We start from the raw sequence: 22,479 nt of genomic DNA, 5'->3' as shown, positions 1-22,479 counted from the left end.
TTTTTTTTGGGTATGACAACTGAGTTTGTATGGAATAGAGGAGTCTGTCTTTTTCAGGAATGTTTGCAGGACATAGTGTATAATACCATGGAAGCTTCATTATTTTGAAAGGATCCTGATCATGAATCATCCGAAAATAAGTGTGATTGTTCCTATATATAATGTTGAAAAATATTTGAAGGCATGCCTGGATTCGATTGCTCATCAGACGTACGACAATATCGAGGTCATCATGGTCAACGATGGTTCAACGGATCAATCCGGCAACATCATGCATCACTATGCAGATCTTTATTCGAATTTTCATGGCTACGACAAGCCGAATGGCGGCCTTGGACAGGCACGCAATTTTGGCGCGAGCCATGCTGCCGGGGAGTATCTCGCTTTTGTGGATTCAGATGATCGTGTGACGGCCGACGCTTATCTGCATATGGTCACGATGGCGGAACAGACAGGATCAGACATCGTGGTCGGCAATGTGCTTCGCTTTAACGCATATAAAACTTTTCCGTCGGGGATTCACCGGCAAGCGATTGTCCGGACAAAACGGCGTATTCACATAACCACCGATCCGGAACTGATTTATGACACCACGGCGTGGAACAAGCTCTACCGCACTTCATTCTGGAACAAACATCAGTTTGCTTTTCCCGAGGGGATGTTGTATGAGGATATTCCGCTCACTTTTCCGGCTCATTATCTGGCCCGGTCGGTGGATGTGCTCGATGAAACCGTCTATTTCTGGCGTTTCAGAAATTTTGGCGATCACTCGATCACGCAAAGCCGGACAGCGGTGAACAATCTCAGGGACCGGCTGAAAGCTGTCGAGATGGTGAACCGTTTTTTTGAGGCGTATCTGATCGATCCGGAACTGTGCGAAGCCAAGGACGTTAAACTCCTCAGCCTGGACTTTATGATGTATTTGAACAAACTTCCGAACGCCGATCAACCGTATTTTGATCTGTTCCAGGATTATGTTACCAGGTATTTAAAGGGCGTTCCGGAACAGGTTCTGATGCAGCTTCGTCCAATCGACCGGCTGAAGTATTATTTTCTGAAAAAAAGGGATCAAGATAAACTGTTCCGGCTGATCCGCTATCAGAAAAGCAAGGCCTTCCGCCGAAGCCGGCTGATCCGGCATGAAGATGGCCATTACTATGCTCCGGAACCTTTTCATGTCCAGATTCCAGAAAAATGGTTGCGGGCGGATAACACCCTGGAAGTCCGGCAGCAGGCGGAGAAAGCTGTCTGGCGGAACAGCAGTCTGGTGATTCGGGGCAGTGCATTCATCGAAAAACTGGATGTCCGGAAAAAAGATCAGGTATCGATGGGCTTTACCCTGGAGGACGAATCAGGGAGCATCCGGATACCGATAAAAAATGTCCGAAAACACAAATCATTGAAGAATTCACTGCGCGCTGCCGTCTCCGGACGCCTCAGCCGGCCGCATTTTGACTGGGTATATCACTATGACTGGTCGTCCTATGAAGCCGTCATTCCGTTTTCGGAACCGGAATTTGCTGCGCTTCCTGAGGGGACCTACAGGATCGTCGGGGAGCTGCGGACTCATGGATTAGCGCGAACATTTGCCGTCGGATTGCATCCGGGCAGCAGGAAGGTCGGCAAGTTTGCCGGGACGCACCACCGGGTGACACTGAGTGTCGGCGGAAGCGGGACGATTTATCTGATTGTTAATAAATAAGCTTTTTATTCCTCAGAGCGGATAATGTGCTGAGACAGATTGCTATCAACTGGACGAAGACTTATAATAATTGCAATTAGGTGCAGTTTTTTGGTCAGCGAGCCGTGATGGTTCGGCCAACTGAAACCTTACTAAAGTTCACCGGGAGAGATTATGATGAAAAGGGTACTGACATACGGAACATTTGACTTGCTCCATTACGGTCATGTCAATCTTTTGAAGAGAGCAAAGGAACTGGGCGATTACCTGATCGTCGGACTGTCGACGGATGAATTCAATGCCTTGAAACATAAAGAAGCGTACCACAATTATGCGCATCGCAAACTGATCCTTGAAGCGATCCGTTACGTCGATCTTGTGATTCCGGAAGAAAACTGGGAGCAGAAGGTCGATGATGTCAAGAAATACAATGTCGATATCTTTGTTATGGGCGATGACTGGAGAGGGAAGTTTGACTTCCTGAAAGATTATTGCCAGGTTGTTTATTTGCCGCGGACGGTGGGCATCTCGACAACGAAGATCAAGCATGATCTGTTTTCTGTGAAAAATGATTAGAGAATGGATGATCACCCTTTATTTACTGGCTTTTCGCTTTGCTTTTCTGCTGTTCAGGTATTTCCCGCAGAAAAACAGAGTCGTGTTTGTCGTATCGTTTAGTGAAAACACAAGATTTATTGCTGATGAATTCCGAAGCGAGCATGTCGCCGTGGAATTCGTCTTTTTGTGCCGTGGAAAATGTATCGACGCATTTAAAGACGATCGCAGTGTTGTACTGCCCTTTGAAACGATGAATCCGGGTGCCCTGTTCCGGTCGGCTTATTATCTGGCTACCGCAAAGGTTGTGTTTGTCGATAACTATTTTGGCTTTCTGTCTGTTGTCCGGTTCAGGGAGGGGGTCCCGTGCATACAGATCTGGCACGCGCCCGGAGCATTAAAAACTTTCGGCCTGGAAGACAACTCGATCGCCGGCCGGTCAGAGCGGGCAAGAAGACGTTTTCGCAAGGTTTATGAAAAGTTCGATAAGGTGGTTGCCGGTTCGGAGATCATGGCAGATATTTTCAAACGTTCCTTTGGCCTGACCGACGACCGGATTCTGCGAACGGGCTTTCCGCGGACCGATTTCTTTTTTCAGAAGCATGAGGCAGGTCGGCGTCCTTCGCATCACTTTCCGGCGGACAGGAAAAAAATCCTGTATGCGCCGACATTTCGCAACCGGCAGAGGGACCGGTTTCCGCTGGATCTGGATTTGTTAAAAAAAGAACTGGGTCATGAGTACGTTCTCCTGCTTCGGCTGCATCCGGCAGAGCGGTCCGGATACCGGTTTTCTGCAGAGGATCAGTCCTTTATAATCGACTGTTCCAATGATTCCAGTATTGATGAACTGATGCTGGCCAGTGATCTGCTGATTACCGATTATTCATCGATCCCGGTCGAGTACTCACTTCTTGGGAAACCGATGATTTTTTATCCTTATGATCTGGAAGCATACGGTAAGGAACGCGGCTTTCAGTCTGACTATCTGAAATGGGTGCCGGGGCCTGTCGCCTTCACGACCGAAGAGTTGATCAAGGTGATTCGTCAGGACCGGTTTAACCTGAGTCAGGTGAAAGAATTTGCCGCGTTATGGAACCGGTATTCACACGGCGACGCGTCAAAAAAGCTTGTCGATTACGTGGTCGGGACGTATGGTCTGACCCGAAAATGAAATGCACCTGTTTCACACAAATGAAAGGATGAACAGATGAAAAATAGGTTGCGCTCCTGCGCGTCTCTGATAAACCGGGCTGTTCGTACTTTTGCCGAATGGCTGATTCAAACGGGTTATAAATGCGGCTTCCTTTTTTTCGGACGGTTCCCCGCCGATCAAAAACTGGTTATTTTTGAAAGCTTTTTCGGCAGACAGTATAGCTGCAATCCACGGGCGATCTACGAATATATGCGCACCCATTGTCCGGATTACCGGCTGGTATGGAGCGCGGATCGCCGTCATGAAAAAATGTTTGCGGCCCGTCACCTGATGTATGTACGCCGCTATTCGTTTCGCTGGCTGCTTCTGATGAGCAGGGCAGGGTATTGGGTGACAAACATTCGATATCCCGACTGGTTCCGTAAGCCGGCTCATACCGTTTACGTGCAGACCTGGCATGGGACGCCGCTGAAAAAGCTGGCACTGGATCTGGACAGCTACCCGGAGAAATACAAGAAACAATTTATTAAGGATGCTGCCATGTGGGACATATTGATCTCGCCGAATACATACTCATCCCGAATCTTTCCCCATGCCTTTGGTTTCCACGGAGAAATGCTAGAGACCGGCTATCCGCGCAACGATATCCTCTATCGGAAGAACAATCTGCCGATGATCAGGAGGATCAGGGAGTACTGCCATATTCCGGAGGGCAAGAGCGTGCTGCTCTACGCGCCGACGTGGCGTGATGACCAGAATCTTGGGAATGAACATTATCGTTACGATCCTGTTCTCGATCTGAATGCAATGAAGAAGGCTTTCGGGGATCGCTGCGTGATTTTACTCCGTCTGCACTATCTTGTCGCCGATCAGATCGACCTGTCTGCTTTTGACGGATTTGCTCTCGATGTATCACATTATGAAGACATCAGTGATCTTTACCTGATCGCCGACGTGCTGATCACCGACTATTCTTCGGTATTCTTTGATTATGCCAATTTGAAACGACCGATGATCTTTTTTGCCTATGATATTGATAAATACCGGGATCAGCTGCGCGGTTTCTATTTTGATTTTGAACATGAAGCGCCCGGGCCGATTGTGACAACAAACGAACAGCTCATCGAAACGCTCCGGTCTGTCGAGAAGTCCGCTTTCACCGCAGATCGGCAATTTGAAGGCTTCTATCATCGTTTCTGTGCTTTTGAAGACGGCCACGCGGCGGAACGTGTTGTCCGGAGTGTGTTCCATGAGACTTCAAAAGCCCGGGCCCATCAATGAGTATCAGGGATAATGGGCAACCTCAGACAGGTTTGACCATTATCCCTTTAATAAACGAATATTCTTTCAATAAAACGCTTACGTGAATGAAAAATGTGGTATAGTTAAGGTGTAAGAGGAGTTATTGTCATCATATTGGTCAGGGAAGGTTGTGGTGAATATGTATGAAATTCTCGTACCTGTCGACGGATCAAAACCTGCAGCACGTGCGGTAAAAGAAGCCACTGTTGTTGCTGAAGGAAAAAAAGATGCCGAGATTACTTTAATTTACGTCAGTCCGTCTCCCGTTTATTTTCCATTCTATTCGATGGTCGGCCCGTCTCTGGATGCTGACGTTAAAGAGGTCGAGGAAAAAGAGGGCAACCAGATGCTTGACGACATTATTGCCGAGGAATCGAAACATACAAATGTAAAATTCAAAAAGAAACATTTGTACGGCATTGCCGCCCAGGAAATTTGCGATTATGCCAACGATACAAAGAAAGATCTGGTCGTCATGGGCAATCGCGGTATGGGTGCATTCGGTCAGGTCATTCTCGGAAGTGTCAGCAACAAGGTACTTCATCTGGCCAACTGTCCGGTAATGATCGTCAAGTAAGTACGAGTAAGTACGATGTAGATATGTATCAGGCCCCTGCGCCAGTAAGCAGGGGCTTTTGCTTTATAACGAGTCAGATCCATCACTGACGGAACGAACGTTTTCTTAAGGATCCGAAAGGGAGAAAAATTATTTTCAATCTTTTTTTGACGAAATACTTGAAAGTCAAAAAAGGTCAGACTATAATAAGAGCATAAGGTCAAAGATGGTCAGATGGATCAGTCCTCCGGCCATATGCAGACAAGTAAAGCCTGAAGGAGGCATACTTTATGTTATGTGATGAATGCAAAGTCAACCCGGCAACGGTGGAGATGAATGTGATCATTAACGGTCAGCAGAAACACCTCCATCTTTGTCAGGAATGCTATGCGAAGATGAGAAACGGCCTGAATATGTCACAATTCTTCCAGAGCGGGTCACCATTTGACGATCTGTTCAGAAGCTTTATGCAGCCGTCCTTTGCGGATAAAGCAAATAAAGCCCAGGAGAACGGAATGTCGTTCAACGGGATGCAGGGTCAGCCTGCCGGCGGGAGAGGCGGCAGACGCAGCGGCTTGCTGGATTCGCTCGGACGGAACCTGACCGATGAAGCAAGAAAAGGAAAGATTGATCCGGTGATCGGCCGTGACCGTGAAGTTCAGCTGGTCATTGAAACGTTGAATCGCAGAAATAAAAACAACCCGGTACTGATCGGTGAACCTGGTGTCGGCAAGACGGCGATTGCCGAAGGCCTGGCATTGAAAATCGTTGAAGGTAAAGTACCGGCAAAACTGGCGAATAAAGAAATTTACCTGATCGATGTGTCATCTCTTGTAGCAGGCACAGGAATTCGCGGCCAGTTCGAGCAGCGGATGAAACAAATGATGGCAGAACTGGAAAAACGTAAAAATGTCATTATCTTTATTGATGAAATTCATCTGCTTGTCGGAGCCGGATCGGCAGAAGGCGGCTCAATGGATGCCGGTAACATTCTGAAACCGGCACTGGCCCGCGGCGAGATTCAGGTTATGGGCGCAACGACGCTTCAGGAATACCGCAAGATTGAAAAGGATGCAGCGCTTGAACGGCGCTTCCAGCCGATCATGGTCAATGAACCGACTCAGGAACAGACGATACAGATTCTGAAAGGGATCCAGTCCAAGTATGAGAAATATCATCACGTCTCGTATTCCGATGATGCGATTAAAGCTTGCGTTGCTCTGTCGGCACGTTATATTCAGGACCGTTACCTGCCTGACAAAGCCATCGACCTGATGGATGAAGCAGGGTCGAAAGTCAACCTGAACCTGACTCCGGTCGATACGGAAAGTGTCAAGAGAAAAATTGAAGAGATTTCAGCAGCCAAAGCTCAGGCTACGAAGAACGAACAATTCGAGCAGGCGGCACATCTTCGCGACCAGGAACATGCTTACCAGAAGCAGCTGGAACAACTTGAAAAGATTAAAGCGAACGGTTCCGAACCGCCGGTTTCCAGAAAAGATGCTGTGGTTACTCCGGAACTGATCCAGCAAATCGTGGAAACACGCACCGGTATTCCGGTCCGCAGACTGCAGAGTGATGAGCAGAATAAGATGCGCAATCTGGCCGATCGTCTGAATGCGAAAGTCATCGGACAGAAAGAAGCCGTTGAGAAAGTCGCCAGGGCAATCCGGCGCAACCGCACCGGCTTCAGAAAATCGACCCGTCCGATCGGTTCCTTCCTGTTCGTCGGACCAACCGGTGTCGGGAAGACAGAACTTGCAAAACGGCTGGCAGAAGAGATGTTCGGTGACCGGGAAGCGATGATCCGTCTTGATATGAGTGAGTACATGGAGAAACACTCAGTGTCTAAACTGATCGGAGCACCTCCGGGCTATGTCGGCCATGAAGAAGCAGGACAGCTGACTGAGAAAGTCCGTCGCAAACCATACAGCATCATTCTGCTGGACGAAATTGAAAAAGCGCATCCGGATGTCATGCACATTTTCCTGCAGATTCTGGATGACGGGCGTCTGACGGACAGCCAGGGCCGGACGGTCAGCTTCAAAGATACGGTGATCATCATGACCAGCAACGCCGGCATCACAAATCGGTCGTCAACCGTCGGATTCGGTGCCCGAAACGCTCATGATGATATGATCAAACAGCTGGAAAACTACTTCCAGCCGGAATTCCTGAACCGTTTCGATGCCATCGTGAAATTCAACTCACTGACGAAAGAGGATTTGGTTTCGATCGTCGGACTGATGCTGGGCGACATTGATGAATCTGCGGAAAAACAGGGATTGAAACTGACTGTCACCGATGCCGCGAAGAAGAAACTGGCGGAACTGGGATACAATCCGGAATTTGGTGCGCGGCCGCTCCGCCGGGTTCTTGAAGAGCAGGTAGAAGACCGGATCTCGGATCTGCTTTTGGATAACGATAAGGCGAAGACCATGAATGTCGATGAGAAAGACGGTAAAATCACTGTTACCGCCGAATAAACTATTTGGATAGCAAAAACAGGGCAGGCGCTCAGTAGAAAAAGAGAGCCTGTCCTGTTTTTCTGTGGTTTAAAAAAAAGAGCCATCACTATGGACGGTCAATTTCTGAAAATGATCGGTGAAGGATGGTTTAAAAAAGTGTTTCGAGCTGCCTTTAAAGTTCGTTATGCTCGGCCACATGATCCGGGATTTTAAAGGGGTCGTCCTTATTTATCCGGTCGAAGAACAGGATTCCATTCAGATGATCGATTTCATGCTGCACGGCGATCGCCGGATAGCCTTTCAGTCTCAGCTTAACCGGCTTGCCGTCCGGATCGAAGGCTTTGACCTTAATCCGTGCATGACGCGGTACGAAGCCGGGCACTTCACGATCGACGGAGAGGCAGCCTTCTCCGCCTTCCAGGTAAATATTTTCGACCGATTCACTGACGATTTCCGGATTGAAGAGCATATATTCGTAATGCTTGCCGTCCGAATCATCCAGATAGATCGCAATCATCCTTTTACTGATCGCCAGCTGCGGGGCCGCGAGTCCAATACCGGCACGCAGATGATATTTTTTTGCCAGTGCTTCATCCTGACTGTTTTTCAGAAATTCAAGCATGTCCCGCAATGTATTCTTTTCTTCCTCCGTTGCGGGCAGAGCTACCTTTTCGGCGACTTGCCGCAGGATCGGATTGCCCTCACGGATGATATTATCCATTGTAATCAACGCCATTGCCACTCCTTAAATAATGAACTGAATATTTATAGTAACAGTATAGCATTAAGTCACGTGTCTGTTTATTATGTTGGTTCGGGGCGCTGAATTTATGAGAAACAGGATTTGACAGAGGGGGGCAATCGTGACAAAATAACACTATTCAGATGAACATCATCAAATAGAAAAGTAAAGACAATGACGAGATCAGTAACGTCAGTCTGATTTTTTCAGAGAACCGGCGGGTGGTGAGAGCCGGGAACGGACTGTATCGTGAATTACACCTCTGAGTCGCTTTCGTGAAAATCAGTAGCGAGAGACGGTTGATTCAGCCGTTAGCGCAATGAAGTGGCCGGATTTTAGTGCCGGTCAGAAGGATGGTACCGTGCATGAAGCGCTCCTTTTTCGGAGGGCTTTTTATTTTGCTTTTTTTTCATGTAAGCTCTGTTTAAAAATTGTGCTGGTTTTTGCCACTCCATCACTTGGCGCGGAAGGCGCGGGACTTCTGAGGGAAAAGCGAGCAAAGTAAGCCCCACAGCGAGCACCTGCAGCGGAAAACAACAGTCAGGTTAAACAGAGCCTTTAGATTAAAACAGAAGGGTGAGCGTTATGGATATTCTGGATGATCTGAAATACCGGGGCCTGCTCAATCAGGTGACCGATGAGGAAGGGCTCAGGAAAGCACTGAAGAAGCCGATGACATTTTATTGCGGGTTCGACCCGACGGCAAACAGCCTGCATGCCGGAAATCTGCTGATTATTGTGATCATGATGCGCCTGCAGCGGGCCGGGCATCATCCGATTGCGCTGGTGGGCGGCGGCACCGGTATGATCGGCGATCCGAGCGGCCGGTCCACCGAGCGTCAGCTCAATACGAAGGAAGTTGTCGACGGTTATGCGGAAAGTCTGAAAAATCAGCTCGGCCGGTTCCTTGATTTTGATCACGGCAAGGCCACATATCTGAATAATAGTGAATGGCTGAGCAAGTTATCGGCAATCTCATTCTTGCGGGACGTCGGGAAACATTTTCCGCTGAACTATATGCTTTCGAAGGAATCTGTTCAGACACGAATGGAAGCCGGGATCTCTTTTACAGAATTCGCCTACATGTTGCTTCAGTCGTTTGATTATCTGAATCTGTATGAGAAGGAAGGCTGTCGCCTGGAAATCGGCGGCAGCGATCAGTGGGGCAACATCACGGCCGGTCTGGAGCTGATCCGCAAGAAAGGACATGAAGAACCCGCCTTTGGGCTGACATTCCCGCTGATCACCAAGAGTGACGGGACAAAATTCGGGAAATCAATGGGCGGCGCCATCTGGCTGGATCCGGAGAAAACGACCCCCTATGAATGGTATCAATTCTGGTTCAACGCATCAGACGATGACGTGGTCAACTATCTGAAATACTTTACCTTCCTGACCAAAGACCAGATCGAAGCACTGGCTGCAGAGGTAAAGGCGCATCCGGAAGAACGAAAAGCGCAGAAAACACTGGCCAAAGAGATGACACGCCTGGTTCACGGCGAAAAAGCGCTGGAAGAAGCGGAAGAAATTACGGATGCCCTGTTCAGCGGCGACGTTTCCAAACTGACTGCCGCCGAAATCCGTCAGGGATTCCGCAGTTTTCCGACCTACAAGGCAGGTTCAAAAGATGCTGTCCGGCTCGTTGATCTTCTTGTCGCGGCCGGCGTCACCTCTTCGAAACGGCAGGCGCGGGAAGATATCGGAAACGGGGCCATCTATGTAAACGGGTCGCGGCGGACAGAACTGGATACCGTGTTGAACGCGAACGACCGGATCGAAGGCCAGTACACGATCATCCGCAGAGGGAAGAAGAAGTATACATTGATCAAGTATTAACTGTTGCAGGCAATGCCGCTTTTTCGGCCAATCCCGCTATGCTCCGACAAAAAGTGATGATTAGACGACACCGTCTGATATTGGTATACTTGAGTTAATCAAGCCGGAATGGATCAACGGTTTTTGCTCCGGCTGAAGATTGTCTGACATCAGCAGTCTGAAATCATTGCGACGATTCGGGGAGGTTTGCAGGATGAGTGCAGAAAAGAAGGAACAGGCTTGTGATTGCACCAACGCGAAGGATATTTTTCTCGGCGGTGTCATCGGAGGATTGATCGGGGCCGCGCTGGCATTGTTATTCGCCCCGAAAACCGGTGAAGAAGTAAGAAACGATTTGCATCTTAAGAAGCTTGTCACGGACGGCGTGGACAAGGTTAAAGAAGCTGCTTCAACCATTGCGAACAAAGATCAGGAGCCCTATAGCTGATCCTGTCGTTACGTTTTTGCAGTGCTTGAACAGAAGAAAACAGCTCTCCGGAAGACCAAGAGACGGTCTTTAGTCCGGAGAGCTGTTCGTTTTTACAGAATAAGCGGCTTGTGAGGGGAGTTCAAGACAGTTGAGCTGTCCGCCGAAGACACAGCCGCCGTCGATTCCGATAATGTTATTTTTTCCGAAAAAGACATCACAGGACGGCTGAAAATTCATTGTCGGCGTGTGTCCGAAGATCACAGTCTTTTCTCCGTGATAGCCATTAAAGAAGGGATCCCGGATCCAGAGCAATGTTTCTTCATCCGTATCTTCAAGATTACGGTCGGGATCAACACCGGCATGAACGAAAATATAATGTTGGGTCTGTGCGTAGATGTTCAGATGAGCAATCCAGTCCAGATCGTTCAGCAAATCGTCCGGGAGCGTCAGCTGACCGTCACAGATCTGACGATAGACGGTCCGAATATCAAGACCGTAACTCTGGAGGGTCTGAGCGCCGCCGTTCGCAGCCCAGTGGGACACAGCCGTCGGTTCCTTGCCGGACAAGGCTTTTTCCATCATCGATTCATGGTTGCCCTTGAGCACAATGGCTCCTTTTCTTTCCAGCTCTCTGACCTTTGCAATAACAGCTTTAGGATTTTCGCCGCGGTCGACATAATCGCCGATCAGGAACAGAAGATCCTTCGTTTCATCAAACTCGATTTTATCGAGCAGCTCATTGAATTGGTGAATCTGACCGTGTATATCACCGATCACGAGTAAACGTCTGATTGACTGCAAGAAATCGCCCACCTTCCTGTTCTATAATAGACAGAAAAAATATGAAGATGCAATACTGATCTTTCAATGGTTCAACGATGGCCGGCCGATTGTGTTACTATTAAATCGGTGAAAACGAATACATCAAATGCAGCAGACATGAATAATCAGGGAAGGGATGAGCGTGATGGCATTTCGGATTGAGCACGATACGATGGGGGAGGTTAAGGTTCCGGCCGATCGTTTGTGGGCGGCGCAGACCGAGCGGAGCAGGAACAATTTTCAGATCGGCTGGGAACGTATGCCGATCGGACTGATCCGGGCATTTGCCGTCCTGAAAAAAGGAGCGGCACTGGCCAACAGGGAACTCGGCAAACTGGATGAGGATAAAGCTTCAGCGATCAGCAGGTCGGCCGACGAGGTCCTATCGGGTAAATGGGATGACGAATTTCCTCTGGTTGTCTGGCAGACGGGCAGCGGCACGCAATCCAATATGAATATGAATGAGGTCATTGCCAGCCGTGCCAATCAGATTCTCAAGGAAAAAGGATCTGATCTGCATGTTCACCCCAATGATGACGTCAACAAGTCACAAAGCTCTAATGACACTTTCCCGACAGCCCTCCATATTGCCGCACTGACCGCGGTGGAAGATGAGGTGCTTCCGGCACTCCGGCACCTTCAGCAGACGCTGGAACAGAAGTCCGAAGCGTTCAGGGACATCGTAAAAATCGGCCGGACCCACCTTCAGGATGCAACACCGCTGACGCTTGGCCAGGAGATCAGCGGATGGGCTTATATGCTCGACCGATCAGAAGCAATGATCCGCAGCAGCAGCAACTACTTAAGAGATCTGGCGATCGGCGGTACAGCGGTAGGTACCGGGCTGAATGCTCATCCGGATTTCGGCAGGCAGGCAGCGGAAAAGATCAGTGAAATAACCGGAAAAAAATTCATCTCTTCACCAAATAAATTCCAGGCACTGACGAGCCACGATCAGATCGTGACGGTGCACGGTGCGCTGAAAGCACTGGCAGCCGACCTGATGAAAATCGCCAATGATGTCCGCTGGCTGGCGAGCGGTCCGCGCTGCGGTATCGGCGAACTGACCATTCCGGCGAATGAACCGGGGAGCTCGATCATGCCCGGCAAAGTCAACCCGACACAGTGTGAAGCCGTAACCATGGTTGCGGTTCAGGTCATGGGCAACGATGCAGCGATCGGCTTCGCCGCCAGTCAGGGGAATTTCGAGCTGAATGTCTTCAAACCGGTGATCGGTTATAATTTCCTCCAGTCTGCGCGTCTTCTGGCCGATGTGATGAAATCATTTGACCAGCACTGTGCCGCCGGTATCAAACCGGTACGTGAGAAGATCAATGAGAACCTGCATCACTCCCTGATGCTCGTTACTGCGCTGAATCCGTATATCGGTTACGAACAGGCTGCCAAGATTTCAAAGACAGCATTTAAGGAAGGACTGAGTTTGAAGGAAGCGGCAGTGAAACTTAAAATACTGACTGCGGAACAATTTGATCAGTATGTCCGTCCGGAGAAAATGACCGGACCGGCAAAATAATCGGATGATCGCTCTGAAGATGACTTCTTCAGAGCTTTTTTTAATGACTTCGCTGTCTTCTCAGACGCTGTTCGTTTTGTCCGGTTTTTACGACAAGGCCGGGATAGCGAATAAAGACCATCAGATAGCGGCCGAGCAAAAATCCGGCAATGAACAGCAGGTAGAAGATAAAATCGGATGCATGAGTCACCGTCGGCGTCAGAGAAAACCAGGACACAGCAATCTTTTTGAAAGCTGCCCGGACCGGAACGGACAGCAGCCAGACGAGTACGGCCATGATCGATCCGGACAGATACCATGCCCCATCATGTTGTATCAACGGTGTGAAGCGTCCCTGAAGCATCCCGAACGAGAAAGAAAGGGCCAGAGCAAGGGCCATTGCCAGCCAGTCGGAAGGCGTTACGGCAGGCGCGAAGGAGAGCGCACAGGCAATATATAAAAGCAGTGCCAGCGGCTGACGATACAGTCGGCCGGTGAGCGGTTTCTCCCGCAGCTGGTTCAATAAAATGATGAAAAGCAGAAGGGAACCGGAAATAAGGATCATTCGCTCACCTCCTTTTGCTTTTTATTATTCATACGAAAACAATAATTTGTCCAAGAACCCGCATTAACCTGGTAAAATCAGTCAACTTTTTCATGGATGACAAAAGGTTACAATAACATTACAAACTGAGCATTGTTCGACACGGACTTTGTCAGTTATTGTTACAGTTATGTTTCACTGAGAAATATAAGCTTAATATCTGTTAAAAAGTGCTGATGCTATAATAAAAATGTCAGAAAGAACAAACAGAATAATGAAAATCATGACAGATAAAGATAAAGAACAACCGTCTAGGGGAGGACAACCACAGGCTATGAAATTAAATAAGAAAAATGCGACCGTCGCTTTAGCCCTAACCGTAAGTCTTACATATACTTCGGTACTGCCATCTGTTACATACGCAAAACAATCTATTCACTCGATCAATAAGGATAAATATGCCACTCAGTCGCAGAAGGCTCAGCTTAGCAAGCAGCAGAAGCAGCTGAAGGATGATCTGGCAAAAATCGAAAAGAAGCAACTGGCGCTGACTGCCGAGATCAGTAAGGGACAAATTGCATTTAACCGCAATAGTGACCGGATTGCTGCTTTGAAGGATGAAATCGGAACGATACAGAAACGGATCGATAAGCGAAAGGCTCTCCTTAAAGAACGACTCGTTTCTGTTTATAAGAATGGCGGCTCGGTGAATTATCTGGATGTTCTGCTTGGATCCAGGGACTTCGGAGACTTCCTTGACCGGACAAAGGCTATATTTGAGATTACCAGCCAGGATCAGCGCATTATCACCGCACAGAAGAACGACAAACTGGCGGTCGATGCGAAACGTAAGACGGTTGTCAAGAAACAGGCAGTAAATGTTGCCAGGCTGGAAAGCCTTAAAAAGAACCTGGCACAGGTTCAGACACTTCAGGAGCAAAAGAAGATCGCATCATCTGCCCTGGCATCCAAACAGTCAGATCTGTCTGCAAGACTGGTGACACTGGCCGGAGCAGCAGCTGATCTTCAGCAGGCACAGCAAAGTGTGAGCCAGACATCCTATTCCCCATTCCAGAATAAAACTCAGGCTGAAAGTGCCGGAAATAATTCCGGATCTTCATCAGCATCATCTTCTTCATCCGCGGCCTCATCCGCAAAATCTGCCCCGTCCGCAGCGTCGAAACCATCCGCTTCTTCATTTAACCTATCTGCTTCGGCGGCTTCAGGCGGTGTTTCAGGGATTACCGGCTATGGAAATCGCTATATCGGCAGATCAACCTATGTATTTGGCGCATCAAGTCCGTCAACCGGACAATTCGACTGCTCGGGATTCGTCAACGCCGCCTTTGCGGCTAATGGCATCAGCGTCGGCCGGTCGACATCTGCCCTGGTCAGTACAGGCAGAGCGGTCAGCTACAGTCAGGCAAAACCGGGAGATCTCGTCTTTTTCGACACCTATAAGACGAACGGACATGTCGGGATTTATCTCGGCGGCGGCCGCTTCATCGGTTCCCAGAGCAGTACGGGTGTTGCCGTTGTCAGCATGAGCAATCCGTACTGGAGTTCTCACTTCCGCGGTGTCGTACGGCGGGTTCTGAACTGATAAAAAATTTATAGTCATCTGGCTGATTGATCAGGAGCCGGAAACGCGGATCTTTTGTTTACCGCATTTCCGGCTCTTTGTGATTTCTGCCGGAACGACTGATCACGGGTGCGACTCCTGCAGTCAGCAAGCGTCTCAAGAAAAATAACCGATGTATTGGCACAACTTTTTTCTGCTGCCTGTGCCGGTGTCCCTCTCTTTGTCCCTTCAATTCGCATAAACTATGGAAAAGTAGAGGGAGGATACTGGATTGTTTATTCTCATCGTTGTGATGTTTATTCTCCTCGTCATTGTCGGTCTGTTCTTCTGAATTCATGAAATGGAACAGATCTTAAAAGCACACAAAAATTCATACCGGCTCCCGATCGATCAGGAGCCGGTTTTTTGCACGATCATATTGGCACATTCAGAGCTCCGTGATTGTTCTGCCAAACTAGTGCTGTATCGACAAAATAACCCCGTTCAGCATTTACCTGAAATGTGTGACAATAGAGGTACATCAATCACACGAAAGGAAGTGCAGGCATTATGCGAAACATGGTCTCCTTCAAGATTAACCCGGCGAAACTGAAACTGAATCTGTTCATCGACTTTTATGATTATTGCACCCAGTGGGATCAGAACATCTATATTTATGGACAAACAGAAGCACATAAAATTCACCGACTGTCTGAGCTGCTTTCGTTTATTCTGTTTAATCATAATGATGAATGTCTGATCGTGATTGAGGGCAGCGGGATCAGTGAGACCAAAGCGTATATTTCCAAACACTTCTCAGGTGTGATGACTGCGTAGATAGGAACGAACTGTGGGCGAACTATAGAATTTGTGATTTATCGCACATTTTTTATCCAGAACTTTCCCGAACTGTGATATATTTAACAAGTGCTTATCACAAAGAAGGGATCGGGATAAATGAATATCAGGGAATCCATTGGCCAGAAACCGATCAGTGCCGCCAATGATCCATGGGAAGCTTATCAGGACATACAAACGTACGGCCATCTTGAATTGACGAATATTGAACTGACGACCACGACATTATGCAATATGCGCTGTGAACATTGCGCGGTCGGCTACACACTGCAGCAGCGCGATCCGGACGCGCTGCCGGTCGATCTATTGATCAAACGTCTTGACGAGGCAAAGCATCTTCATGCACTCAGCATCACCGGAGGAGAGCCGATGCTGTCGCTCAAATCGGTGCGTGAGTACGTGGTGCCGATTCTGAAATACGCCCATGAGCGGGGACTCAGGACCCAGATCAATTCAAACCTGACGCTGGATCTCGCCAGATATGAACCGATTCTTCCTTACCTGGATGTCCTTCATATTTCTTTTAATTACGGGAGCTTTCAGGACTATTCAGAAATCGGATTCGCCGTCATGCAGAAGAAGCCGGGGATACGCATCCAGCAACGCTTTTATCAGCAGATGATCGAGAATGCGAAACAGCTCTCTGCGCGCGGTGTGTTTGTGTCGGCAGAGACGATGATCAATAAACGAACGCTGCCGCATCTGGAGCAAATTCACGAGCAAGTAGTGGCCATGGGGTGCAGGCGGCACGAAATCCATCCGATGTATCCGAGCGACTTTGCCAGCAGCCTCCAGGTTGCCTCTCTGGATGAAATCCGTGCAGGCATTGATCGCCTTCTCGACATTCATGATGAGCATGTCTGGATGCTTTTCGGGACACTGCCCTTTTATCCGTGCAATAAAAGCGAAAAGGATCTTGCGCTTCTGGAGCGGCTCTACCACGCGAAGAATGTGACCGTTCGCAATGATCCGGACGGACGTTCGCGTCTGAACATCAATATTTTTAACGGAAATATTATTGTGACGGATTTCGGCGACACGCCGGCGCTTGGCAATGTGAAAACAACGCGTCTTGAGGACGCCTACGAGAACTGGATGAAATCGCCGCTTGCCCGGTCACTGAACTGTCATTGTCCGGCGGTGAAATGTCTCGGACCGAATATTCTGGTGAAGAACACCTATTATCGGGATACAGATTTCACAAAGCGGAAGGCCCGGATTGCACTCAGTTGAAAAGGAAAAAACGGACACCGTTTCCTGATTACAGATAACGGGTCCATTTTTTTTGCAGATTGAGTTCAATCAAGGCCGAGAGCATGGCGCAGATACAGGCGCAATGCTTCGACCTGGCCATGAACATTGACCGTTTCTTTTCCGAGCAAAGCGGCCTCGAGTGCAATACCGTCATTTACATTCATGAAAAACTGATTAATGGCCGAAACGGGCTGTCTCGGTTTGAATTCACCGCGGCGGACACCTTCATTAAAAAGACGAAGGAACAGTGCCTGGCCTTTTTCATAGCGCGTCCTTAAGTAATCTGTCCGTTCTCTGGCTCTCCATCCGGAGACAAAATATTCATAGGCAACCAGGGAAAAAGGATCGTTCGCTTCATCTTCGAGACTGATCAGATAATCCTGAAAAATATCCCAGATGTGCGCCTGAGCACTCAAGCTTGCATCGAGATGATGGCTGAATTCATCAGCGTTTTGTTCGAGCAGGGCGCGCATCATTTGATCCGTACTGGAAAAATATTGATAGACACCGCCGCGACTCATGCCGGTTTCTTCCACGACATCCTGCATGGTTGCCGGTTCGAAACCCTTCCGGCAGAAAACACGCTTTGCAGCGGTGAGTATCTGCTGCCTGCGCCGGATCACATGTTCAATAGAGACTTTCGGCATCGGATTCACCTCATAAATGCAGTATAACATGCCGGACAAAAGGCATAATCGTGAAAATTACTTTTCCGGCCGATCCAAAGTGATGGTATAGTTTCCTGTTCCCAGCTGTTCGGCCGGCGGCATTTTCCGAAGCAAGGCGTCGCCGAACCAATATGCGGAGACGAACAGGAAAGTGACACCGATGCTGATAAAGACAGGTGTTAAGGACCATATCCGCGCCAGTTCACCCCCGGCGAGTGAACCGACCGGTGTCATGCCGGCACCGATGCTGACGATGATCGTGTAGATCTGAGCCAGTTTCTGCTGAGGAACGGCACGCTGTATGGCGGAAACAAAAAGAATGTTGGTCACACCGATCGGGACGAAGCTGAATGCGTAAAGTAAGACGGACAAGGCATTGTTTGCCGAGAAAAAAGAAACCAGCCAGGCGAGACCGCTGACCGTGAATCCAAATATAGTCATTCGACCCAGAGGGATATTTTTCATGATCGGAGCCATCGCCGCACCGGCGAGCAATCCGGCTGTCTCTGCCGACTGAAAGAAACCGAACCACTGACTGCCGCCTCTTGACGAGGCATAAGCAGGGAGAACGGCAGTCAGCGTGCCGAGAACAAGATTTGCGACGACGGTTGCAGGGAGAAGGCGGCCAATAAATGTCTGACTTACAGTCTGAAAACCTTCTGCCAGGGATCGGCGATAATTTTTGAATCCTGAGACCAGTCCTGCTGCCGAATCCGCTTGTTCTGTTACCGGTGTTTTATTCGAACGCAAGCGAATCAAAGAGAAGCAGAGGGCGCTTCCGGCATTAAAGAGTACGGAAAAAATGTAAAGAAACAGAGGACTGATGAAGATAAGAAGGACGCCGACAAGGCTGGTGAAGACAATCTGCAGCGTCTGGTAGGTCACATTCATCAGCGAGTTTGCCGCTGCCAGTTTGTTTTTATCGACAAACTGCGGAATCAGCGTCATCTCCGCCGGATTACTGAACAGAGTGAGAAAGGCGACGACAGGCGTCAGAAAAATCAGGGCGCCGACATGATGCCAAACCGTCTCATAAAGGACAAAAGCGGCCAGGACTGTAACCAATTGTCCTGCCTCCGTAGCGATCAGGAGAAGCTTCTTATTGAATTTTTCAATCAGCGGACCGACGAGAAACTGCAGGATCATCGGAGCCAATACGAGGAATCCGGTCAGGCCTGTATAAAAGGTATTTCCGGTTAAGTGATAGATCAGCCAGATCAGAGAAACATTATAGAAACAATCACCAATATTACTTAAGATACGTCCGGAGAGCAACTTCCAGAAATTAACGGACATGATGATCCACCTCCCGAATAATAATGACATCAATGTCGTTATTATAATCGACACCTGTGTCATTTTCAATGCGATTCATCTTATTTCTATTTTTATCGGGAACGGCAGCAGAGAAAAACCGGGGACATTGTTAAGGAATTGTAAAGAAAACCAAAATTGATTGTAAATCTATCAACGTCTGTTAAAATGAAACATGGATTCCCGCCGGACGCAAATGTCGATCAGATTCGACCGCTTATCACCGGAACAGGAATGGATATGATGCCTATTTTGTTACAGAGGAGTGGACTTTTGTGCATTTTTTGTCCAAAAACGACAAGTTTTTGAATATGCTTTCGATGATTTCGGGGAATCTCGAAGAGGCTGCACGTTTTTTTGTTGAGACAAAAATCAAAAACGAAACAGACCTCCACGAGTTCTCGAAAAAGATGAAGAGTTATGAACGAAAGGGCGACTCCTATGTTCATGAATTGATTATCGCCCTGAACAAAACCTTTGTGACGCCGCTTCAACGAGAAGATATTCTCGAACTTGCGATGAAAATGGACGACGTACTGGACGGCTTTGAAGAGTGGTCGATGCGGCTTGAAATTTATGGACTGACCCATGCGGATGAATATATGGTGCAGTTTGTCGGCTATCTGAATGCCTCGACGAAAGAAATTGATGAGGCGATTACGATGCTGAGTAAGAAAAAGCTCGCGAATATCCGGAATAATGTGATTAAGATTAACGACTATGAGACGGAATGCGACGATCTTCTGGTTAAGTGCATTACCAACCTTTTCAAAAGTGAGAAGGACGCGATCAAAATCATCAAGTATAAGGAACTGTACGAGATGCTCGAGAGCGTGGCTGACAGCTGTGAAGACGTTGCGGATACACTGGAAACCATTATTATGAGAAATGCCTGATCGTCATTGATTATCGGGTTTCTCTGATCTTGATTCAGAAGGGATATTTTATTCATGGGAAGTTTGTTTGTGCTTATCCTCCTGATTGTGCTTTTTGCGTTTTTGTTCGACTTTATGAATGGCTTTCATGATACCGCAAACACAATCGCAACTTCGGTTTCAACCCGTGCGCTTCGCCCGCAGGCAGCTATTATCCTGGCCGGGTCGATGAATTTCCTCGGTGCCCTGACTTTCACCGGTGTGGCTCAGACGATCAGTAAAGGCGTCATCGATCCTTTCACTATACATGACGCGACATTAGGCCTTACCATTGTTATGGCAGCCCTGATTTCATCCGTACTCTGGGATTTGCTTGCCTGGCTCGTCGGTATCCCGAGCAGTTCCTCACATGCCATTATCGGATCGCTGGCCGGTGCCGGAATTTCTGCGCTGGGGTTCGGCGCCATTAATTATCGTGGATTTATCGAAATATTCGAGGCTTTGATTATCTCGCCGATTGCAGCAATTACTGTCGGTTTTATCATCATGAAATTACTGACACTTATTTTTCATAATTTTTCACTGGTGAAAACGAACCGGCGTTTTCGTCTGTTCCAGGTTTTTACGGCAGCACTGCAGTCGTTTGCACATGGAACGAACGATGCGCAAAAAACGATGGGCATCATCACAATGGCCCTGGTTGCATCGCATTATCTTGACGTTGTGGAAATCCCAATGTGGGTCAGGATCACTTCCGGTTTCGCAATGGCGATGGGCACATCGCTCGGCGGATGGCGGATTATCCGGACTGTGGGCAGTAAGATCATGAAAATTGAACCGATCAATGGAGCCGCTGCGGATATGTCTTCAGCAGCGATCATTTTCGGATTTACGTTCTTGCATTTTCCGGTCAGCACGACCCATGTGATCACCTCATCGATCCTTGGTGTCGGATCGGCTGAACGTGTCAAGGGGGTAAACTGGGGTGTCGCACGGAATATTGTCATCACCTGGATCATCACGCTGCCGATTACGGCGCTTGTTGCTTTCTTTATTCTTAAAGTACTGCAACTGATTCTGTGATGGCGGCTCTATTCTGATTTGACCATCCTCATCGGCAATATTTGACCATTTACATAGGATACAAATCAGGGGACAGCCGTTTCAGCGGCTGTCCCCTGTCGATTAATTGTCATTGAAAGGGCTGTGATTCGCTTGATGTGACGCGTTCTTTTCTTTGTCAGATGGCGAGGCTGTCGGTCTGGACCCTGATAATCATTCTGTCCAGTTCGCGGCTGCACCGTAACGTTTCTTCGGCGGACATTCCATAGATACTCGCGACGTAAAAGAGTTGTTGCCGTTTTGCTTCAATTTTCTCTGAATGGATCAACGCTTTAATACCAGGTTGATTCTGTGACGACAGACCGTACATTTGGTTCTTGTCCACCTGCTCCCAATTAGCATAGATTTATTATAGCATGTCTCATTTTTAAACTCTATAACAAAATCAACATGTCACCGAATCGTACAAAAGACCTGTGAATGATGGATTATTAAACGATACAGCTGTTGCCGCGCTCAGCCTGAATAGACTTTTCATTAAAAGTTCGGTAAGATATTTTTGATATAAACTTTTAGGAGGACCGGTCATGGAGCAAATGGATGCGCATGAAATCATCTCATTTTTACAGAACAGCCGCAAGAAGACGCCTGTGAAGGTTTACATAAAAGGAGAACTTGACGCTGTTGATTTTGGAAAGGAAGCACACGTGTTTATTAACGGGAGTTCGGGCGTTGTATTCGGCGACTGGAGCAATCTTGAACCCGTCATTCGCGAAAACAAAGATAAGATTGACGACTATGTTGTGGAGAACAACAGCCGGAATTCAGCTGTCCCGCTTCTGGATTTGAAAAAGATCGGCGCCCGGATTGAGCCTGGTGCACTGATCCGTGAAAAGGTTGAAATTGGCGCCAATGCGGTCATCATGATGGGCGCAGTCATCAATATCGGCGCGGTCATCGGTGAAGGCACGATGATTGATATGAATGCGGTACTGGGCGGGCGCGCAACTGTCGGTAAAAACTGTCATATTGGTGCGGGAGCCGTTCTCGCCGGTGTTGTTGAACCGCCGTCTGCGAAGCCGGTAGTCATTGAAGACAATGTGCTGGTCGGTGCGAATGCCGTGGTTCTTGAGGGCGTCCGTGTCGGGAAAGGCGCTGTTGTCGCTGCCGGCGCTATTGTGACTCAGGATGTACCGGCAAACACCGTTGTAGTCGGTGCCCCGGCAAGAGTGATTAAAACAATCGACGACAAGACACGGTCGAAGACGGAGATCATGCAGGCGCTGCGGCAGATCTGACAGAACCG

22 protein-coding genes and 1 other annotated feature are annotated in these 22,479 nt (G+C 48.4%); of the genes, 16 read left to right on the top strand and 6 right to left on the bottom strand.

Translation table 11 applies throughout. The features are described from left to right. The first annotated feature begins 121 nt into the window (after nucleotides 1-121). The 6 genes from D889_RS0101180 to D889_RS0101155 all read left to right on the top strand — a co-directional run bounded on the left by D889_RS0101180 (nucleotide 122) and on the right by D889_RS0101155 (nucleotide 7,733). Nucleotides 122-1,702 carry a glycosyltransferase gene (locus D889_RS0101180; RefSeq protein WP_018962078.1) on the top strand — a complete coding sequence of 527 codons (1,581 nt, stop codon included), beginning with the start codon at nucleotides 122-124 and terminating at the stop codon, nucleotides 1,700-1,702. 156 nt (nucleotides 1,703-1,858) lie between these two features. Beyond that, on the top strand, nucleotides 1,859-2,257 hold the full coding sequence (tagD, locus tag D889_RS0101175; RefSeq protein ID WP_010631094.1) for a glycerol-3-phosphate cytidylyltransferase: 399 nt from the start codon (nucleotides 1,859-1,861) through the stop codon (nucleotides 2,255-2,257). A gap of 7 nt (nucleotides 2,258-2,264) precedes the next feature. After that, entirely contained in the window at nucleotides 2,265-3,407 is a 1,143-nt protein-coding gene (locus tag D889_RS0101170; RefSeq protein ID WP_010631093.1) for a CDP-glycerol glycerophosphotransferase family protein, read from the top strand. 36 nt (nucleotides 3,408-3,443) lie between these two features. Then, a complete protein-coding gene (locus D889_RS0101165) occupies nucleotides 3,444-4,670 on the top strand; it encodes a CDP-glycerol glycerophosphotransferase family protein (protein WP_033403852.1) in 1,227 nt (408 codons plus the stop codon). 160 nt (nucleotides 4,671-4,830) lie between these two features. Then, nucleotides 4,831-5,268 carry a universal stress protein gene (locus D889_RS0101160; RefSeq protein ID WP_010631091.1) on the top strand — a complete coding sequence of 146 codons (438 nt, stop codon included), beginning with the start codon at nucleotides 4,831-4,833 and terminating at the stop codon, nucleotides 5,266-5,268. Nucleotides 5,269-5,537: 269 nt separating this feature from the next. Further along, on the top strand, nucleotides 5,538-7,733 hold the full coding sequence (locus D889_RS0101155) for an ATP-dependent Clp protease ATP-binding subunit (protein ID WP_010631090.1): 2,196 nt from the start codon (nucleotides 5,538-5,540) through the stop codon (nucleotides 7,731-7,733). A gap of 154 nt (nucleotides 7,734-7,887) precedes the next feature. Here D889_RS0101155 and def read toward each other — a convergent pair whose 3' ends face one another. Further along, a complete protein-coding gene (gene def / locus D889_RS0101150; RefSeq protein WP_010631089.1) occupies nucleotides 7,888-8,445 on the bottom strand; it encodes a peptide deformylase in 558 nt (185 codons plus the stop codon). Between the two features lie 177 nt (nucleotides 8,446-8,622). Continuing rightward, nucleotides 8,623-8,838, top strand: a binding site (T-box leader). A 204-nt stretch (nucleotides 8,839-9,042) separates the two neighbouring features. Here def and tyrS point away from each other — a divergent pair. Next, nucleotides 9,043-10,293: a tyrosine--tRNA ligase gene (gene tyrS / locus D889_RS0101140; RefSeq protein ID WP_010631088.1), complete on the top strand. Its 1,251-nt coding sequence runs from the start codon at nucleotides 9,043-9,045 to the stop codon at nucleotides 10,291-10,293. A gap of 193 nt (nucleotides 10,294-10,486) precedes the next feature. After that, nucleotides 10,487-10,720: a YtxH domain-containing protein gene (locus tag D889_RS0101135; protein WP_010631087.1), complete on the top strand. Its 234-nt coding sequence runs from the start codon at nucleotides 10,487-10,489 to the stop codon at nucleotides 10,718-10,720. Between the two features lie 69 nt (nucleotides 10,721-10,789). On the opposite strand, the gene D889_RS0101130 is transcribed toward D889_RS0101135, so the two are convergent. Next, the gene (locus D889_RS0101130; protein WP_026039018.1) at nucleotides 10,790-11,494 is read right to left on the bottom strand and encodes a metallophosphoesterase family protein; all 705 of its coding nucleotides are present in this window, start codon (nucleotides 11,492-11,494) and stop codon (nucleotides 10,790-10,792) included. A 175-nt stretch (nucleotides 11,495-11,669) separates the two neighbouring features. On the opposite strand from D889_RS0101130, the gene fumC reads away from it, so the two are divergent. Beyond that, a complete protein-coding gene (fumC, locus tag D889_RS0101125; RefSeq protein ID WP_010631085.1) occupies nucleotides 11,670-13,058 on the top strand; it encodes a class II fumarate hydratase in 1,389 nt (462 codons plus the stop codon). A gap of 40 nt (nucleotides 13,059-13,098) precedes the next feature. Here fumC and D889_RS0101120 read toward each other — a convergent pair whose 3' ends face one another. Next, complete coding sequence (locus D889_RS0101120) at nucleotides 13,099-13,602, bottom strand: hypothetical protein (protein WP_010631084.1); 504 nt, start codon at nucleotides 13,600-13,602, stop codon at nucleotides 13,099-13,101. A 313-nt stretch (nucleotides 13,603-13,915) separates the two neighbouring features. On the opposite strand from D889_RS0101120, the gene D889_RS0101115 reads away from it, so the two are divergent. The 4 genes from D889_RS0101115 to yfkAB all read left to right on the top strand — a co-directional run bounded on the left by D889_RS0101115 (nucleotide 13,916) and on the right by yfkAB (nucleotide 17,233). Further along, nucleotides 13,916-15,184: a C40 family peptidase gene (locus D889_RS0101115; protein WP_010631083.1), complete on the top strand. Its 1,269-nt coding sequence runs from the start codon at nucleotides 13,916-13,918 to the stop codon at nucleotides 15,182-15,184. A gap of 250 nt (nucleotides 15,185-15,434) precedes the next feature. Beyond that, nucleotides 15,435-15,494 carry a YjcZ family sporulation protein gene (locus D889_RS15940; RefSeq protein ID WP_100489602.1) on the top strand — a complete coding sequence of 20 codons (60 nt, stop codon included), beginning with the start codon at nucleotides 15,435-15,437 and terminating at the stop codon, nucleotides 15,492-15,494. 218 nt (nucleotides 15,495-15,712) lie between these two features. Next, a complete protein-coding gene (locus tag D889_RS0101110) occupies nucleotides 15,713-15,979 on the top strand; it encodes a hypothetical protein (RefSeq protein WP_010631082.1) in 267 nt (88 codons plus the stop codon). 120 nt (nucleotides 15,980-16,099) lie between these two features. Continuing rightward, nucleotides 16,100-17,233, top strand: a complete 1,134-nt coding sequence (yfkAB, locus tag D889_RS0101105) for a radical SAM/CxCxxxxC motif protein YfkAB (RefSeq protein WP_010631081.1) — start codon at nucleotides 16,100-16,102, stop codon at nucleotides 17,231-17,233. A 65-nt stretch (nucleotides 17,234-17,298) separates the two neighbouring features. On the opposite strand, the gene D889_RS0101100 is transcribed toward yfkAB, so the two are convergent. Together D889_RS0101100 and D889_RS0101095 are read right to left on the bottom strand one after the other, a co-directional pair. Next, nucleotides 17,299-17,901 (bottom strand): TetR/AcrR family transcriptional regulator, encoded by a 603-nt coding sequence (locus D889_RS0101100; protein WP_010631080.1) that lies wholly within the window; start codon nucleotides 17,899-17,901, stop codon nucleotides 17,299-17,301. 57 nt (nucleotides 17,902-17,958) lie between these two features. Then, on the bottom strand, nucleotides 17,959-19,218 hold the full coding sequence (locus tag D889_RS0101095) for an MFS transporter (protein WP_010631079.1): 1,260 nt from the start codon (nucleotides 19,216-19,218) through the stop codon (nucleotides 17,959-17,961). 293 nt (nucleotides 19,219-19,511) lie between these two features. Here D889_RS0101095 and D889_RS0101085 point away from each other — a divergent pair, with 293 nt between their 5' ends. Both D889_RS0101085 and D889_RS0101080 read left to right on the top strand, forming a co-directional pair. Then, nucleotides 19,512-20,132 (top strand): DUF47 domain-containing protein, encoded by a 621-nt coding sequence (locus D889_RS0101085; RefSeq protein ID WP_010631078.1) that lies wholly within the window; start codon nucleotides 19,512-19,514, stop codon nucleotides 20,130-20,132. A gap of 54 nt (nucleotides 20,133-20,186) precedes the next feature. Next, the gene (locus tag D889_RS0101080) at nucleotides 20,187-21,194 is read left to right on the top strand and encodes an inorganic phosphate transporter (protein ID WP_010631077.1); all 1,008 of its coding nucleotides are present in this window, start codon (nucleotides 20,187-20,189) and stop codon (nucleotides 21,192-21,194) included. A gap of 157 nt (nucleotides 21,195-21,351) precedes the next feature. Here the strand turns inward: D889_RS0101080 and D889_RS14800 are convergent, their stop codons facing one another. After that, entirely contained in the window at nucleotides 21,352-21,558 is a 207-nt protein-coding gene (locus D889_RS14800; RefSeq protein ID WP_238537558.1) for an aspartyl-phosphate phosphatase Spo0E family protein, read from the bottom strand. 202 nt (nucleotides 21,559-21,760) lie between these two features. Between D889_RS14800 and dapD the strand changes: the two genes are divergently transcribed. Further along, entirely contained in the window at nucleotides 21,761-22,471 is a 711-nt protein-coding gene (gene dapD / locus D889_RS0101070; protein ID WP_010631075.1) for a 2,3,4,5-tetrahydropyridine-2,6-dicarboxylate N-acetyltransferase, read from the top strand. The last annotated feature ends 8 nt before the right edge of the window (nucleotides 22,472-22,479 follow it).

Origin of the sequence: Sporolactobacillus vineae DSM 21990 = SL153 (assembly GCF_000377985.1) — a bacterium.
GTDB classification, from domain to species: Bacteria; Bacillota; Bacilli; order Bacillales; family Sporolactobacillaceae; genus Sporolactobacillus; species Sporolactobacillus vineae.
The sequence above is the reverse complement of the archived record's forward strand: the minus strand, read 5'-3'. Positions and strand labels throughout refer to the sequence as shown.